The sequence below is a fragment of the Streptomyces sp. NPDC034037 genome (assembly GCF_055575715.1).
In genome coordinates, this window is the sequence record NZ_JBVISC010000001.1 from 258,468 (window position 1) to 273,335 (window position 14,868).

Annotated in this window: 10 protein-coding genes; 1 reads left to right on the top strand and 9 read right to left on the bottom strand. The window is 70.3% G+C overall.

Annotated elements, in window-relative coordinates; all coding sequences use genetic code 11:
- Nucleotides 1–10: 10 nt before the first annotated feature.
- Nucleotides 11–808, bottom strand: coding sequence for a S1 family peptidase (locus ACZ516_RS01220; RefSeq protein ID WP_358577676.1), 798 nt, complete (start codon nt 806–808; stop codon nt 11–13).
- A 249-nt stretch (nt 809–1,057) separates the two neighbouring features.
- Between ACZ516_RS01220 and ACZ516_RS01225 the strand changes: the two genes are divergently transcribed.
- A complete protein-coding gene (locus ACZ516_RS01225; RefSeq protein WP_469007941.1) occupies nt 1,058–1,951 on the top strand; it encodes a hypothetical protein in 894 nt (297 codons plus the stop codon).
- Nucleotides 1,952–1,960: 9 nt separating this feature from the next.
- On the opposite strand, the gene ACZ516_RS01230 is transcribed toward ACZ516_RS01225, so the two are convergent.
- The 8 genes from ACZ516_RS01230 to gltB all read right to left on the bottom strand — a co-directional run bounded on the left by ACZ516_RS01230 (nt 1,961) and on the right by gltB (nt 14,628).
- Nucleotides 1,961–2,824 (bottom strand): pentapeptide repeat-containing protein, encoded by an 864-nt coding sequence (locus ACZ516_RS01230; RefSeq protein WP_469007943.1) that lies wholly within the window; start codon nt 2,822–2,824, stop codon nt 1,961–1,963.
- A 176-nt stretch (nt 2,825–3,000) separates the two neighbouring features.
- Nucleotides 3,001–4,602, bottom strand: coding sequence for a DEAD/DEAH box helicase (locus tag ACZ516_RS01235; protein ID WP_469007944.1), 1,602 nt, complete (start codon nt 4,600–4,602; stop codon nt 3,001–3,003).
- Between the two features lie 146 nt (nt 4,603–4,748).
- On the bottom strand, nt 4,749–4,952 hold the full coding sequence (locus ACZ516_RS01240; protein WP_055556530.1) for a cold-shock protein: 204 nt from the start codon (nt 4,950–4,952) through the stop codon (nt 4,749–4,751).
- Nucleotides 4,953–5,152: 200 nt separating this feature from the next.
- Nucleotides 5,153–5,989, bottom strand: a complete 837-nt coding sequence (locus ACZ516_RS01245; RefSeq protein WP_469007945.1) for a carbohydrate ABC transporter permease — start codon at nt 5,987–5,989, stop codon at nt 5,153–5,155.
- On the bottom strand, nt 5,986–6,996 hold the full coding sequence (locus ACZ516_RS01250; RefSeq protein ID WP_469007946.1) for a carbohydrate ABC transporter permease: 1,011 nt from the start codon (nt 6,994–6,996) through the stop codon (nt 5,986–5,988). The genes ACZ516_RS01245 and ACZ516_RS01250 overlap by 4 nt, the downstream gene beginning before the upstream one ends.
- Nucleotides 6,997–7,050: 54 nt before the next feature.
- On the bottom strand, nt 7,051–8,316 hold the full coding sequence (locus ACZ516_RS01255; protein WP_361081610.1) for a sugar ABC transporter substrate-binding protein: 1,266 nt from the start codon (nt 8,314–8,316) through the stop codon (nt 7,051–7,053).
- A 290-nt stretch (nt 8,317–8,606) separates the two neighbouring features.
- Complete coding sequence (locus tag ACZ516_RS01260; RefSeq protein WP_361081612.1) at nt 8,607–10,067, bottom strand: glutamate synthase subunit beta; 1,461 nt, start codon at nt 10,065–10,067, stop codon at nt 8,607–8,609.
- Nucleotides 10,060–14,628 carry a glutamate synthase large subunit gene (gltB, locus tag ACZ516_RS01265; protein ID WP_469007948.1) on the bottom strand — a complete coding sequence of 1,523 codons (4,569 nt, stop codon included), beginning with the start codon at nt 14,626–14,628 and terminating at the stop codon, nt 10,060–10,062. Before gltB ends, ACZ516_RS01260 begins: the two co-directional genes overlap by 8 nt.
- Nucleotides 14,629–14,868 lie beyond the last annotated feature (240 nt).

The following is a 14,868-nucleotide window of genomic DNA, read 5'->3' on the forward strand; positions in this document are numbered from 1 at the left end:
CGGCGGAAGGTCACAGACCCGCGGCCGCGCTCTCTATGTTCGCGGCGAAGGTGGAGACCTCGGTGTAGACACCGGGGAAGTTCGGCCGCGCGCAGCCGTTGCCCCAGCTGACGATGCCGACCTGGACGTAGGCACCGGTCTCGTCCTTGCGGAACATGGGGCCGCCCGAGTCGCCCTGGCAGGTGTCGACGCCGCCCTGGGCGAGGTAGCCGGCGCAGATCTCCTCGCCGGGGGTGAGTTCGGCGCCGTACGCGGCCTTGCAGTCGGCGTCGCTGACGAAGGGGACGGTCGCCTTGAGGAGGTAGCGCTGCTGGGCGCCGCCTTCCCGGGCGGCGCCCCAGCCCGCGACGGTGAAGTTGCCGTTGTTGTACCGGGTGTCCTTGGCGATCTTCAGCGTGGGCAGGTCGATCGGCTTGGCCAGCTTGATGAGCGCCCAGTCCTTGCCCTTGCCGTTGTAGCCGGGGGCCTGGAGGACCTTGGTGGACTTGACCTTGATCGCGGAGGTGCTGCGCAGGTCGACGACGCCCGCGGTGGCGGTGATGCTGGTGTTGGCGCCGGAGCCGTCCACGCAGTGGGCGGCGGTCAGCACGATGTCCTTGGCGTACAGAGCGCCGCCACAGCCCATCGACAGCCGGACCATGAACGGGAACTCGCCCTGCTTGGCGGTGGTGCCGCCGACGACGCTCTCGCTCGGCCGGGGGCCCGGCTCGGGAGCGGCCGAGGCGGCCACGGGCTGCAGGCTGAGGGCGGCGAGCGCGATTCCACCGAGGGTGGCGGCTCTCTTGACTCCACGCGGCTTGGTCTTCAACGGACTTCCCTTCGTGGGGTTTCGTGGGGGGCGGTGCACGCCATGGGCTCCCATCGACCACACGGATGGCATGAGCCCGCCAAAAGCGTTGTCCCGGATTATGGAGATCGGCGTCCGCTGAGTACAAGGGGCTGTTTCCGGCCAGGAGGCGGCGCGCGAAGCCCCCGCCCGCCCTGGGCCGTGGGCCCCAACACCCGTACAGTGAGGGCGAGTCGGGGTACCCGGCGGGTGGCGTCAGGGGGTGCGGGCGTGACGGTCGGCGGCGGTCCTGTCGTACACGGCTACCCCCACCTGGAGACCGTGCGCGCCGCCGTCACCGCACTCCACAAACGCCTGTCGTACGACACCGTCCACGCCTTCGACACCAGCGTCACCCCCGCCGACGTGGCCCTCGGCGACCAGGACGACCTGTATCCGGGCGTGCAGCGGGTGGCCCGCGAGATGGTGCGGCACTTCCGCCTGCCCGACGCCCGGATGATCGTCGGCTTCCGCGAGATGACCCACGCGGCGAACGTCGAACTGACCGCCGGCCCCGAGTACTTCCTCGAACTCAACGACCGCTTCCGCACGCACCGGCGGGACATCGGCGCGGCACTCGCCCACGAGGTCGCGCACGTGTACCTGCACCGCCTCGGCCTGTCCTTCCCCGGCACGCGCGACAACGAGATCCTCACCGACACCGCCGCCACCTATCTGGGCGCGGGCTGGCTGCTCCTGGACGCCTACCGCGAGGACGGCGCCTCCTCGCAGAAGCTCGGCTACCTGACCCCCGAGGAGTTCGGCTACGTCCTCGCCAAGCGGGCGCTGGCGTTCGGCGAGGCGCCGGAGACGTGGTTCACCAGCGCGCAGGCGTACACGGCGTACACCAAGGGCCTCGCCCGGGCCCGCCGCGACGAGCGGCAGCCACCGCTGGCGGCTGCGGGCTGGGCGGACAGGCGGCGGTACGCGAAGGACCGGCGGCACGCGCGTGAGCACGGCGTGCGGGCGGCCGGGGCGGCGTACGCGTTCACGCCCGACGGGCCCGGCGCGCTGCGGGTGTCCTTCCCCTGCCCCACGTGCTTCCAGCGGATCCGCGTCCCGGCGCGGGGCCGGGTCCGGGCCCGGTGCACTCTGTGCCGCACCGTCCTGGAGTGCGACGCCTGAGACGCGCGGCTAGGGCGTGTCCGACCAGTGGCCGGGGCGGGCCAGGGCGCCGGGGAGCTTGGTGCGCTCGTCGCCCCCGGCCGCGTTCACCTGCGACTGCGTGAGGAACAGGGCGCCGGTGAGGTCGGCGCCCCGCAGGTCCGCGTCGCGCAGATCGGCGCCGATCAGGTCGGCGGTGCGCAGGTCCGCGTCGCGCAGGTCGGCGGCGATCAGGCAGGCGCCGCGCAGGGTGGCGCCCCTGAGGTCGGCGCCCTTGAGCCGGGCGCCGAAGAGGTCCGCCCCTCGCCGGTTCTTCTTCTTGCCGCCGACGCCCTTGCGTACGAGTTCACTGGTGCGCAGGAGAAGGACGTTGACGTCCTCGCGGTGGGCGGCGACATCGGTGGCGGCGACGGCTTCGGCGCTGCCCCGGGTGAGCTCCTCGGTCCTGGCGAGGGCCTTCTCCAGGTCGGGGCGGATCGGCTCGGCCCGCGGCAGCGTGCGCGCCTCGGCCAAGTACCAGAGCAGTTCGTGGAGTTGCCGCATGATCGGGAACACCTCGAACATCTGCCGGGCGGTGGCGGGCTCCGCGCGCCAGTCGCGGCCGCCGAAGGTGCCCTGCGAGACGTGCTGCCCGGCGCCGAAGCAGTCGTACACGGTGCAGCCCCGGAAGCCCTTGCCGCGCAGCTCGCGGTGGATGCCGCAGCGGAAGTCCGCCTGGAGGTTGGTGCAGGGCTTGCCCGCGTCCTTGTCGACGGCGAAGTCGGAGGACGCGGAGAAGGCGAGGGCCACGCAGCAGAGCCCGAAGCAGTCGCCGCACTCGGCGCGGAGCCCGGCACGGCCGTCCTGATCGTCCCCGAGCAGGTCCAGCACGAGCGGATCACGCTCCGACTTCATCGAACGTCTCCTTGTCGGACTTCGTACGGTACGGCGGTGGGACGGTGCGCGGACGGACGAGGTGGGGTGGCACTCCCGCCCTACCCGGCGTGGTCCACCCGGGGCAAACGGGTGGGTGGGTGGGAGAAACCCGCCGCGGAGCGGCGGGAAACCCCCCACGGCGGGAAGCCGAGAGATTACGCGGCGCTACGACGCCCCCCTTGGGCCCCGCCCCCGGCCCGCCGAGGCGCCCGACGCCGCCCCTGCCCGGAAGCCGCAGCCGCACCAGCACCGGCACCGGCACCGCCTCCGCCGCCCCCGCTACGGGGCCGCCGACGCCGCTGCGAAGTGCCACCCGCCGGCTGCTGCGGAGCGGGCGTCTCGATGACGACGGGCACCCCGGAAGGCTCCCGCGCCCCGGTGATCCGCACCAGTTCCTCGTCGGAGGAGCTGATCCGGGCCGTCCGCGGGCTGATCTCCGCGTCGGACATCAGCCGCGTCATGTCCCGCTTCTCCTCGGGCAGCACGAGCGTGACGACGCTGCCGGACTCCCCGGCCCGCGCGGTACGCCCGCCCCGGTGGAGGTAGTCCTTGTGATCGGCGGGCGGGTCGATGTTGACGACGAGGTCGAGGTCGTCGACGTGGATGCCGCGCGCCGCGACGTTCGTGGCGACCAGCGCGGTGACCTGCCCGGTCTTGAACTGGTCGAGCGTGCGGTTGCGCTGCGGCTGGGAGCGGCCGCCGTGCAGGCCGGAGGCGCGTACGCCGTTGGCGAGGAGCCGCTTGGTGAAGCGGTCCACGGCGCGCTTGGTGTCCAGGAACATGATCACGCGGCCCTCGCGGGCGGCGATCCGCATGGCGACGGCCTTCTTGTCCGTCTCGTCGGCGACGTAGAGCACGTGGTGCTCCATCGTCGTGACGGCGCCCGCGGAGGGGTCGACGGAGTGCACGACGGGGTCGCTGAGGAACATCCGGACGAGCCGGTCGATGTTCTTGTCCAGCGTCGCGGAGAACAGCATGGTCTGGCCGCCCCGCTCGACCTGCTTGAGCAGCGCGGTGACCTGCGGCATGAAGCCCATGTCGGCCATCTGGTCGGCCTCGTCGAGGACGGTCGTGCGCACCCGCGACAGGTCGCAGTCGCCGCGCTCGATGAGGTCCTTGAGGCGGCCGGGGGTCGCGACGAGCACTTCGGCGCCGCGGCGGAGCGTGCCCGACTGCTTGGTGATCGACATGCCGCCGACGACGGTGGCCATGCGGAGGTTCACCGAGGTGGCGTACGGCGTGAGGGCGTCCGTCACCTGCTGGGCCAGCTCGCGCGTGGGCACCAGGACCATGGCGAGCGGCGACTTCGACTCGGCGCGGTGCCCGGCGGTGCGGGCCAGCAGGGCGAGGCCGAAGGCGAGGGTCTTGCCGGAGCCGGTGCGCCCGCGGCCGAGGATGTCACGGCCCGCCAGGGAGTTGGGCAGGGTGGCCGCCTGGATCGGGAAGGGGGCGGTGACGCCCTGGGCGGCCAGCGTCTTCAGGAGGGCCTCGGGCATGTCCAGGTCGCCGAAGGCCTCGACGGCGGGCAGGGCCGGGGTGATGCTCTCCGGCAGCGCGAACTCGCCGCCCTGGGCCGGCTTCGGCTTACGGCTCGCGGGCTTCTTCGCCGCGTGCGCGGAGCCCTTCGCCTGAGCCCTGGCCGAGCCGCCGGCCTGGCCCCTCGCGGAGCCGCCGGCCTGGCCGTTCGGCCTGCCCTTGCCCGCGGGGCTCGCGGAACGCTTGCGGGCGGGGCGTGCGGGGCGGTCGGAGTTGTTCATGCAGTGATGCCTTCCTGGTCGCTGGACTTTTCCGGACCTCTGAGCCTTCGGTGCGGCTCTGGGCCCGTAGGGCCCGATGACAGCGCAAGCCGAGGCCCGCACCTTCCGGTGCGGGCCTCGGCTCTGAGGTTCGCGCGCTGCGACGATCAGGCAGGAACGATGTTCTCGGCCTGGAGGCCCTTCTGGCCCTGGGTGACCTCGAAGGAGACCTTCTGGCCCTCCACGAGCTCACGGAAGCCGGAGGACGCGATGTTCGAGTAGTGGGCGAAGACGTCGGGGCCGCCGCCGTCCTGCTCGATGAAGCCGAAGCCCTTTTCCGAGTTGAACCACTTAACGGTGCCGGTTGCCATGTCAATCTCCTCAACAGGGGCAGAGTATGGAGAATCACGGAATTGCGATCTCCAGCGCTGCAATGACCCCATACCGGAGAGAACCGGTAAAACAATTACGCGCCCTCGGAGCATTCCCGTCAGGCGTACATAAAGTCATGGGTACCAAAACTGCAACACATAACTTTAACACGCCCGGCGGAGCGGTTGTTCCCGGGGCCTCAGCCCTTGACCGCGCCCGCCGCCAGGCCCGAGCCCAGCTTCCGGTGCACGACCACGAAGAAGATCATCACCGGCACCGTGACCAGCGTGGAGCTGGCCATGACCGGACCCCAGGACGTCGAGTTCTCCCCGAAGAACTGGTAGATGCCGACGGCCGCCGTGTACTTGTCGCTGCCCTTCATGAAGGTGTAGGCGAAGACGAACTCGTTCCACGCCGTGATGAAGGCGAAGATCGAGGTGGCGACCAGGCCCGGCGCGACCAGCGGCAGCAGCACCGACCAGAACATCCGCGGCCAGGACGCCCCGTCGATGTACGCGGCCTCCTCGACCTCCTTGGGCACGGTGGCGACGAAGCCGCGCAGCGTCCAGATCGCGAAGGGCAGCGAGAGGGCGATGTAGACGATGCTCAGCCCGAGCAGGGAGTTGAGCATGTCGTAGTCCCGCATCTGGATGAACAGCGGGATGACGAGGGCCTCCAGCGGCACCATCTGCACGATCAGGATCATGATCAGTACGGAGGTGCGGAAGCGGAACTTGAAGCGCGCCACCGCGATGGCCGCGAAGAGCGAGAGCACTCCGGCGGCGACGATCGTGGCGAGCCCGACGAGCGCCGAGTTCAGCAGGTACGTACCGAAGTCGCCCTTGTCGAAGACGAACGCGAAGTGTTCGAGGCTGATGCCGCTCGGCAGGACGTCCGAGCCGCGGGTGAGCGCCTTCGGGTCGAGCGCCGTGGAGATCATCCAGTAGACGGGGAAGAACGTGAAGACGAGGAGCGCGACGACGGCGGCCGGCAGGCCGACGCGGCTCGCGAGGGTGGTGCGGTGGCGGGCCGTCACAGGTCCTCCTCCCCCTGCCGGAACAGCGTGCGGATGTAGACGACGGTGATGATCAGGAGCAGTACGGTCAGCAGCACCGCGGCTGCGGCGCCCGCGCCGTAGTCGTTCTTGGCGAAGGCCTCGATGTAGGAGTAGACCCCGAGGTTGTAGACCTCCGGGTTGGAGCCGTCGCCGCCCGGCATCAGGTAGACCTGGGTGAAGACCTTGAAGTCCCAGATGGTGGAGAGGATGGTCACCACGAGGAAGACCGGCTTGATGGTCGGCACCGTGATGTTCCAGAACCGCTGCCAGGCGTTCGCGCCGTCCAGCTCCCCCGCCTCGTACAGCTCCTTGGGGATCGTCATGAGTCCCGCGAGGACGGTGATGGCGACGAACGGGAAGCCGTGGTGGATGACGTTGAGGGTGGCGATGGCGTAGAACGGGCCGCGCTCGGTGAACCAGTTGGTTGTCTCCGGGTCGATGAGGCCGGCGGCGCCCGCGAGCTGGCTGACCATGCCGTCCTGCGGCTGGAAGAGCCAGATCCACACATACGTGCCCGTCACCGCGGGCATGGCCCAGGCGGCGAGGATCGCGATCGAGCAGATCAGCCGCCAGGTCGGCCCGAGGCGGTTGAGGAGCAGCGCCACGAGCGTGCCGAGGGCTACGGTCAGCCCGACGCAGGCGACGGCGAAGAAGACGGTGTTGGGCAGGACGGTCTGCCACAGCAGGTCGCTGCCCAGCAGGTCGCTGTAGTGGTCGAAGCCGGTGAACGTGCCCGTTCCGCCGCCGAACTTGACCTCGTAGTCCTGCAGGGAGAGCTTGCCGACCTGGACCAGCGGCCACAGCAGCAGGCCGGCGAGGACCACGAGGGCGGGGGCGAGCAGGAGCCAGGGGCGGGTGAGGGTGGTCAGGCGCTTGCGGCGGCGGGCGCCCTCGGCGTCGCCGCCGGGCCGCGGGGCGTCGCGGCGGACCGGTGCCTTCGGTCCGCCGCCGACGAGCGTGTCCTTCACGACAGTCGCGTCCTTCACAGTCGCGCCTCGTCCTTCACAGTCGTGCCTTTCACGGTGCCGGAGCCGCCCTCGTCACTTGTCCTTGGCGAAGATCGCGTCCATGTCCTTGGCCGCCTTGTCCGCGGCTTCCTGGACGGACGCCTTGCCGGTGAGGATCGACTGGACCATGCCGGGGATGACCTTGGAGGCCTGGATCTCGCCGTAGGCCGTGGTCTTGGGGACCGTGGCGCCGGCCTCCAGCATCTGCCGGGCGAACGGCTCGACCAGCGGGTCCTTCTTGGCGGCGATCTTCTTCAGCTCGGAGTTCTGGCCGGGGAAGTAGTTCGTCTGCTCGGCCCACTTGGCGGCGAACTCACCGGTGGTCAGCATCTTGACGAACTCCCAGGCCAGCTCCTTCTTGTCCGTGTTGAACGTGGACAGGTAGGAGCCGCCGAGGAAGGACTTGCTCATGCCGCCGTCCCGCCCGGGGATCGGCACGGCGCCGAGCTTGCCCTTGAGCGACGGGTTCTTGTCGATGATCGCCTTGGGGGTCCAGTTGCCGCCGATGGACATGCCGATCTGGCTCTTGTTCCAGGCCTCGCCGACCTCCTTCTCCGTCCAGGTGTTGACCTTGGCCGGGGAGACCTTGTCCTTGGTGGCGAGGCCGGTGTAGAACTCGATGCCCTTGACGGCCTCGGGCGAGTTGATGCCGGACTTCCACGAACTGCCCGACCCGGTGGCCAGTTCGCCGCCCGCGCCCCACACGAAGGGGGTGGCGAACATCTCCGCGCCGCCGGCCACCGGGAAGGCGACCAGGTTCGGCTCCTTCTCCTTGAGCGTCCTCGCGGCCGTGCGCAGCTCGTCCCACGTGGTCGGGGGCTTGATGTGGTGCTTGGCGAAGAGGTCCTTGCGGTAGACGATCGAGCGGACGCCCGCGTACCAGGGCATGCCGTACTGCTTGCCGTCGAGCGTGCCCGCGTCCTTGAGGCCGGCGACGAGGTCGTCGCCGAGGCCGGACTTCTTCACCTCGTCGGTGACGTCCACGAGCGCATCCGTCTTCGCGAACTGCGGCACCCAGGTCGTGCCGACCTCCGCCACGTCGGGCACCTGGTCCTCGCCGCCCTCGATGGCGGTGGTGAACTTCTTCTGGGCGGTGGCCCACTGCTGGTACTCGACCTTGATCTTGGCGCCGGTCTTCTTCTCGAAGGCCTTGCCCGCCTCGTCGAAGAACGGCCGGGCGTCGGGGTTGGTCCCCTCCATGATCCATACGGTGAGGGTCTTGCCCTTGCCGTCGGTGGCCTTGCCGCCCTCGTCGCCGTCATCGCCGCCGCACGCCGTGGCGGTCAGTCCGAGACTCATGGCGATAGAAACAGCCGCGATGACACGTCGCTTCATGCCGGCCCCCTCCAAGGTTGCGATTGGTGGGAGCGATTGTGGTCACACACCGCGGAGGCGGTCTAGACCCATTGGGATAAGCGGCCGAACCGTAATGACGGTTGCGGGTGACGCAACATGCGCACGTGCCATTGCGCACCATGCAACACACGCGTCCCGTACAACGCCACGGCGCCCGCCCTGGTCCGGTCGGGGACAAGGCGGGCGCCGCTTCAGTTCCGTACGCCGTTGTACGGGACGTATGGGGGTTGGGGTTACGCCATCAAGGCGCGGTCCGTCGGGCGGATCGGGGCCGGAAGATCACTCGCACCGGTGAGGAAGCGGTCGACGCCGCGGGCCGCCGAACGGCCCTCCGCGATGGCCCAGACGATGAGCGACTGGCCCCGGCCGGCGTCACCGGCGACGAAGACGCCGGGGACGTTGGTCTGGAAGTCGGCGTCGCGCGCCACGTTGCCGCGCTCGTCCAGCTCCAGGGCGAACTGGTCGACCAGGCCGTTCTCGCGGTCGGTGCCGGTGAAGCCCATCGCGAGGGTGACGAGCTGGGCGGGGATCTTGCGCTCGGTGCCCGGCTTCTGGGTCAGCTTGCCGTCGACGAACTCGACCTCCACCAGGTGGAGGAACTGGACGTTGCCGTCCTCGTCGCCCTCGAAGTGCGTGGTCGAGACGGAGTAGACCCGCTCGCCGCCCTCCTCGTGCGCGGAGGTGACCTTGTACAGCATGGGGAAGGTCGGCCACGGCTGGTGCGGCGCGCGGTCCTCGCCGGGCCTCGGCATGATCTCCAGCTGGGTGACCGAGGCCGCGCCCTGGCGGTGGGCGGTGCCCACGCAGTCCGCGCCCGTGTCGCCGCCGCCGATGACGACGACGTGCTTGCCCTCGGCGGTGATGGGGGGCGCCACGAAGTCGCCCTCCTGCACCTTGTTGGCGAGCGGCAGGTACTCCATCGCGAAATGGATGCCGTTCAGGTCGCGGCCCGGGACGGGCAGGTCGCGCGAGATGGTGGCGCCGGCGGCGATGACGACGGCGTCGTAGCGCTTGCGCAGCTTCATCGCGTCGATGTCCCGGCCGATCTCCACGCCGGTGCGGAACTTGGTGCCCTCCGCGCGCATCTGCTCGATGCGGCGGTTGATGTGCCGCTTCTCCATCTTGAACTCGGGGATGCCGTAGCGCAGCAGGCCGCCGATGCGGTCGGCACGCTCGTAGACGGCGACCGTGTGGCCGGCCCGGGTCAGCTGCTGGGCGGCGGCCAGGCCCGCGGGGCCCGAGCCGATGACCGCGACCGTCTTGCCGGAGAGGCGCTCGGGGGCCTGGGGCGCGACGTCGCCGCGGTCCCACGCCTGGTCGATGATCGAGACCTCGACGTTCTTGATGGTGACGGGCGGCTGGTTGATGCCGAGCACGCACGCCGACTCGCACGGGGCCGGGCACAGGCGGCCGGTGAACTCCGGGAAGTTGTTCGTGGCGTGCAGGCGCTCCTGCGCGGCCGACCAGTCCTCGCGGTAGGCGTAGTCGTTCCACTCGGGGATGAGGTTGCCGAGCGGACAGCCGTTGTGGCAGAAGGGGATGCCGCAGTCCATGCAGCGCGAGGCCTGCTTGGAGATGATCGGCAGGAGCGAACCGGGGACGTAGACCTCGTTCCAGTCGCGGACGCGCTCCTCGACCGGGCGGGTCCTGGCGACCTCACGGCCGTGGTTCAAAAAGCCCTTGGGATCAGCCATTGGTCGCCGCCTCCATCATCTTCTCGGTGATCTCGGTCTCGGAGAGACCGGCTCGCTCGGCGGCGTCCTTGGCGGCGAGCACTGCCTTGTACGTGCTGGGGATGATCTTGCTGAAGCGCTCCACCGCCACGTCCCACTCGGCGAGCAGCTTCCCGGCGACGGTCGAACCCGTCTCCTCCTGGTGGCGGCGCACCACGTCGTGCAGCCACTGCTTGTCGGCGTCGGACAGCTCCTCGACGGCGCCCAGGTTGCCCGCGTTGACGTTGTCCCGGTCCAGGTCGATGACGTACGCGACACCGCCGGACATGCCGGCCGCGAAGTTGCGCCCGGTCTCGCCGAGGATCACCGCGTGGCCGCCGGTCATGTACTCGCAGCCGTGGTCGCCCACGCCCTCGGAGACCACGGTCGCGCCCGAGTTGCGCACGCAGAAGCGCTCACCGGTGCGGCCCCGCAGGAACAGCTCGCCGCCGGTCGCGCCGTACGCGATGGTGTTGCCGGCGATGGTGGAGTACTCGGCGAGGTGGTCGGCGCCCCGGTCCGGGCGGACCACGATGCGCCCGCCGGACAGGCCCTTGCCGACGTAGTCGTTGGCGTCGCCCTCCAGGCGCAGGGTGACACCGCGCGGCACGAACGCGCCGAACGACTGGCCCGCCGAGCCGGTGAAGGTGATGTCGATGGTGTCGTCGGGCAGGCCCGCGCCGCCGAACTTCTTCGTCACCTCGTGGCCGAGCATGGTGCCGACCGTGCGGTTGATGTTGCGGATGGCGACCTGGGCGCGCACGGGCTGCGCGTCGGTGGCGCTGGGGGCGGCGAGCGCGTCGGCGGAGAGCCTGATCAGCTCGTTGTCGAGGGCCTTCGCCAGGCCGTGGTCCTGGACCGCGATCTGGTGCCGGACGGCGCCCTCGGGCAGCGAGGGCACGTGGAAGAGCGGCTGGAGGTCCAGGCCCTGCGCCTTCCAGTGCTTGACGGCCCGGTCGGTGTCGAGCAGCTCGGCGTGGCCGACGGCCTCCTCGATGGAGCGGAAGCCCAGCTCGGCGAGGAGTTCGCGGACCTCCTCGGCGATGAACTCGAAGAAGTTCACCACGTACTCGGCCTTGCCGGAGAAGCGCTCGCGCAGCGCCGGGTTCTGCGTGGCGATGCCGACGGGGCAGGTGTCCAGGTGGCAGACGCGCATCATGACGCAGCCGGAGACGACGAGCGGGGCGGTCGCGAAACCGAACTCCTCGGCGCCGAGCAGCGCGGCGATGATCACGTCGCGGCCGGTCTTCAGCTGGCCGTCGGTCTGGACGACGATGCGGTCGCGCAGCCCGTTGAGCAGCAGGGTCTGCTGGGTCTCGGCGAGGCCCAGCTCCCAGGGACCGCCCGCGTGCTTGAGGGAGGTCAGCGGGGAGGCGCCGGTGCCGCCGTCGTGGCCGGAGATGAGGACGACGTCCGCGTGGGCCTTGGAGACACCCGCGGCGACCGTGCCGACGCCGACCTCGGAGACCAGCTTCACGTGGATGCGGGCCCGCGGGTTGGCGTTCTTCAGGTCGTGGATGAGCTGGGCGAGGTCCTCGATGGAGTAGATGTCGTGGTGCGGCGGCGGCGAGATGAGGCCGACGCCGGGCGTCGAGTGACGCGTCTTGGCGACCCACGGGTAGACCTTGTGGCCGGGCAGCTGGCCGCCCTCGCCGGGCTTGGCGCCCTGGGCCATCTTGATCTGGATGTCGTCGGCGTTGACGAGGTACTCGGAGGTCACGCCGAAGCGGCCGGAGGCGACCTGCTTGATGGCCGAGCGGCGCGCCGGGTCGTACAGGCGGTCCGCGTCCTCGCCGCCCTCACCGGTGTTGGACTTGCCGCCCAGCTGGTTCATGGCGATGGCGAGGGTCTCGTGCGCCTCGCGGGAGATCGAGCCGTACGACATGGCGCCGGTGGAGAACCGCTTGACGATCTCGGAGGCCGGCTCGACCTCGTCGATGGGGATCGAGGGCCGGTCGGACTTGAAGCCGAAGAGGCCGCGCAGCGTCATGAGCCGCTCGGACTGCTCGTTCACGCGGCCCGTGTACTGCTTGAAGATGTCGTAGCGGCGGCTGCGCGTGGAGTGCTGGAGGCGGAAGACCGTCTCGGGGTCGAACAGGTGCGGCTCGCCCTCGCGGCGCCACTGGTACTCGCCGCCGATGTCCAGCGCGCGGTGCGCCGAGGGGACGCCGGAGGCCGGGTAGGCCTTGGCGTGCCGGGCGGCGACCTCCTGGGCGATGACGTCGAGACCGGCGCCGCCGAGCTTCGTCGTCGTCCCGCTGAAGTACCGCTCCACGAAGGCCTGGTCCAGGCCGATGGCCTCGAAGACCTGGGCGCCGCGGTAGGAGGCGACGGTGGAGATGCCCATCTTGGACATGACCTTCAGGACGCCCTTGCCGAGGGCGTGGATGAGGTTGCGGATGGCCTGCTCGGGCTCGATGCCGGGCAGGAACGTGCCGGCGCGGACGAGGTCCTCGACGGACTCCATCGCGAGGTAGGGGTTGACGGCCGCGGCGCCGTAGCCGATGAGGAGGGCCACGTGGTGGACCTCGCGGACGTCGCCCGCCTCGACCAGCAGGCCCACCTGGGTGCGCTGCTTGGTGCGGATGAGGTGGTGGTGGACGGCCGAGGTGAGCAGCAGCGAGGGGATCGGCGCGTGCTCGGCGTCGGAGTGCCGGTCGGAGAGCACGATCAGGCGGGCGCCGGCCTCGATGGCGGCGTCGGCCTCGGCGCAGATCTCGTCGATGCGGGCGGCGAGGGCGTCGCCGCCGCCGCCCACCCGGTAGAGGCCGGAGAGCGTCGCGGCCGTCATGCCGGGCATGTCGCCGTCGGCGTTGATGTGGATGAGCTTGGCCAGCTCGTCGTTGTCGATCACCGGGAAGGGCAGGGTGACGCTTCGACAGGAGGCGGCGGTCGGCTCCAGGAGGTTGCCCTGGGGGCCCAGGCTGCTGTGCAGCGAGGTGACCAGCTCTTCGCGGATGGCGTCCAGCGGCGGGTTGGTGACCTGCGCGAACAGCTGGGTGAAGTAGTCGAAGATGAGGCGCGGGCGCTCGGACAGGGCCGCGATGGGGGTGTCCGTGCCCATGGAGCCGAGCGGCTCGCCGCCGGTCTTGGCCATCGGCGCGAGGATGATCCGCAGCTCTTCCTCGGTGTAGCCGAAGGTCTGCTGGCGGCGCGTGACCGAAGCGTGCGTGTGCACGATGTGCTCGCGCTCGGGCAGGTCGGACAGCTCGATCTCGCCGGTTTCCAGCCACTCCTGGTACGGGTTCTCGGCGGCGAGGGCGGCCTTGATCTCGTCGTCCTCGACGATGCGGTGCTCGGCGGTGTCGACGAGGAACATCCGGCCGGGCTGGAGGCGGCCCTTGCGGACGACCTTGGCCGGGTCGATGTCGAGGACGCCGACCTCGGAGCCGAGGACGACGAGGCCGTCGTCGGTGACCCAGTAGCGGCCGGGGCGCAGGCCGTTGCGGTCGAGGACCGCGCCGACCTGGGTGCCGTCGGTGAAGGTGACGCAGGCCGGGCCGTCCCAGGGCTCCATCATCGTGGAGTGGTACTGGTAGAAGGCGCGCCGGGCCGGGTCCATGGAGGCGTGGTTCTCCCAGGCCTCCGGGATCATCATCAGGACGGAGTGCGGCAGGGAGCGGCCGCCGAGGTGCAACAGCTCCAGGACCTCGTCGAAGGACGCGGAGTCGGAGGCGTCCGGCGTGCAGATGGGGAAGACGCGGTCCGGCTTCCGGGTGCCGAAGAGGTCGGAGGCGAGCTGCGACTCGCGGGCCCGCATCCAGTTGCGGTTGCCCTTGACGGTGTTGATCTCGCCGTTGTGCGCCACGAAGCGGTACGGGTGGGCGAGCGGCCAGCTCGGGAACGTGTTCGTGGAGAAGCGGGAGTGGACGAGCGCGACGGCCGTGGCGAAGCGGCGGTCGGACAGGTCGGGGAAGAACGGCTCCAGCTGGCCGGTGGTCAGCATGCCCTTGTAGACGATGGTGCGGGCGGAGAGCGAGGGGAAGTAGGTCCCGGCCTCGCGCTCGGCGCGCTTGCGCAGCAGGAAGGACTTGCGGTCCAGTGCCAGGCCGGTGCTCTCGCCGTCGGCGACGAAGACCTGCCGGAAGACCGGCATCGTGGAGCGGGCGGTGGCGCCGAGCAGCTCGGGGGCGACGGGCACGTCGCGCCAGCCGAGGACGGTCAGGCCCTCCTCGGCGGCGATCGTCTCGATCTGCGAGACGGCCGCGTCGGTGGTGCCGGCGGTGTCGACGGGCAGGAACGCGATGCCGACGGCGTAGGCGCCGGCCTCGGGCAGTTCGAATCCGGCCACCTCGCGCAGGAACGCGTCAGGCACCTGGAGCAGGATTCCGGCGCCGTCGCCCGAGTCGGGCTCGGAGCCGGTGGCGCCGCGGTGTTCGAGGTTGCGCAGTACCGTCAGCGCCTGTTCGACCAGCTCATGGCTGGCAACACCGGTCAAGGTGGCCACGAAACCGACACCGCAGGCGTCGTGTTCGTTACGGGGGTCGTACATCCCCTGGGGGGCGGGGCGACCGTCCATGGGCGACCAGGCGTGGGTACGCATCGGCACTCCCGTCGTCGTCGAGGCAACTACAAAGGGCGAGGGACGACGTTGGCCCTGGCGAAATTTCGTGCAGGTTACATGATGGAACGCTTCTCGAAAAGCGGATAGTTCGTTCCACCATGTGGACACCGCTCGCGAAGGTGGGAGCGGCCGGATGGGGCCTCTACGGTCAGATCCATGGCCGAAGGCCCAGAGCGCCGCCGGCTTCGTTGCCCGCAGCGCTTACGGCTCATGCCCGGT

Bases quoted from the DNA above. Each gene is read 5' to 3' on its own strand.
- gltB (WP_469007948.1), bottom strand. From the start codon at position 14,628: ATGCGTACCCACGCCTGGTCGCCCATGGACGGTCGCCCCGCCCCCCAG.
- ACZ516_RS01240 (WP_055556530.1), bottom strand. From the start codon at position 4,952: ATGGCAACCGGCACCGTTAAGTGGTTCAACTCGGAAAAGGGCTTCGGC.
- ACZ516_RS01255 (WP_361081610.1), bottom strand. From the start codon at position 8,316: ATGAGTCTCGGACTGACCGCCACGGCGTGCGGCGGCGATGACGGCGAC.
- ACZ516_RS01230 (WP_469007943.1), bottom strand. From the start codon at position 2,824: ATGAAGTCGGAGCGTGATCCGCTCGTGCTGGACCTGCTCGGGGACGAT.
- ACZ516_RS01260 (WP_361081612.1), bottom strand. From the start codon at position 10,067: ATGGCTGATCCCAAGGGCTTTTTGAACCACGGCCGTGAGGTCGCCAGG.
- ACZ516_RS01235 (WP_469007944.1), bottom strand. From the start codon at position 4,602: ATGAACAACTCCGACCGCCCCGCACGCCCCGCCCGCAAGCGTTCCGCG.